The 1,520-nt window shown below is 54.9% G+C and carries 2 protein-coding genes; both read right to left on the bottom strand.

Going from position 1 to position 1,520, the window contains the following annotated elements:
- Nucleotides 1-299: 299 nt before the first annotated feature.
- Nucleotides 300-566, bottom strand: coding sequence for a hypothetical protein (locus tag Q8O35_RS04965; RefSeq protein ID WP_305571265.1), 267 nt, complete (start codon nt 564-566; stop codon nt 300-302).
- 341 nt (nt 567-907) lie between these two features.
- Nucleotides 908-1,520: hypothetical protein (locus Q8O35_RS04970; RefSeq protein WP_305571267.1), on the bottom strand; the 613-nt coding region annotated here is incomplete at its 5' end.

Consider the following 1,520-nt stretch of genomic DNA (forward strand, 5'->3'; position numbering starts at 1 on the left):
GGATTTGGGGTAGACTTCGGGGAGGTGTCGGCGAAATTCGTCGGCATTCAATGCTGCTTTGATGTCATTGTGTAAAAACATGCGCTATCTCCAGTGGTTGGTTGTTGTAGGCACAATCGCCTGATGTGTTCCACGCGGCACAGTCCTCTCGCGTGAAACATGCAGGATATCGTGACGCCTATTCGATGTTGTCCATGATCCCTTTCCCGCTGTCGTCATGCCTAGGAGAACAGGAGATATCCTCGCGCAACCGATGGGCCTGAATGGTCTCAGGAGGATACGCCTGTGTGAGTAAGCGTTCAGAGCTCGGGTTTGATTTCGGAGAGCACCCCGGCTTTGTAGAAGATGCGCTTGTAGTCGGCCCTGGTCGCGCAGTTGCCGATGAGCCGTGCTGCGACGCGGCTAGCGACAAGAGATGATGTGCTCTTGCGAAATTCAACGTAGCCGCACCAGAGCCTGTAGTCGCCCTTGTTTTTGTAAGCTTCCCACGTCTTCATGTCGCCGTAGCTTTGGACGTGGATGTCGCCGATCTCGAAAGTGTGGTAAGTGCGGTTTGTCGCCTTCATTGCGTATGCCTTTTGTTAGATGTTGATGACGTGATTTGAGTGCCCTAACGCTCAATTGCTACCCCCGACGCGTGGCCTCGGGATTAGTCTTGAAAGCTAGTGCCTCTTAAGGTCTTGCAAAAGAACTCCTACAGCTCGCCCAAGCCATCCGGCGGGATCTTCGCCGCTGAAAGTTTCCATGTTGCCAGCGAGCTCGGGCGTATACCCCAGGCAGGTTAGCCACCAACGCCTTTGCATTCATGTTCGTCTCCTGCTGACTCGTCCAAACGTCCAGTGCAATTCGCACCCAACTTGAATTACGTTGAAGCTACGGCAGACAGATGTGCCGGTTCTGCTGGCATTCAGGAGCGCTTGAGTTCGTTGTTGTCGAGCCGCCCGTAGTAGCCATCCGCGACCATCTGCCAGAAATCTTCGTACCGATCGTCGAAGTCAGTGGCCCAATACATCGCCGCTGCCCAGGCTTCTGCCTCTCCAAGATGAGAAGCGATGAAGCCCCAACTTGAACCGGGGTAGATCGTGTCGTAGCCGTTATACTCGTCGAGCCACATGACCTGCTCATCCGAGTCAGCGATGACGTAGAAGCTGCTGCCGTCAGTGTTGATTTCTCCGCGGGAGGGCCAGTCGAACTGCTGGAGGAGGAGAATGAGCTCGTGCTCCTTTTCGGAGAAATGACTGTTTCCAGGACCACCCGCGATCTTGATCTCCAAGACGTCCGAAAGGTTATCAAGGTTGGCCGACACCTTGAGTTCGCCAGAAACGTATAGCGCGTTCGAGATCGCGACGGCTGCGGAAAAGTTTTCCCGCGGACTCTTGATGCTTGTTGCCTCGCACAACGCATCAACTGCGGCTTTGGGGTTCTCTCTTACGGCTGCGAGCAGTTCCAAGGACTGCTCCCGCGGACAGTCTCCGGTGAAGCCAACTTCCAGATCGAAACGGCATATGCCTCCGATGGCG

It is taken from the genome of Humidesulfovibrio sp., from assembly GCF_030689645.1.
Taxonomy (GTDB): domain Bacteria; phylum Desulfobacterota; class Desulfovibrionia; order Desulfovibrionales; family Desulfovibrionaceae; genus Humidesulfovibrio.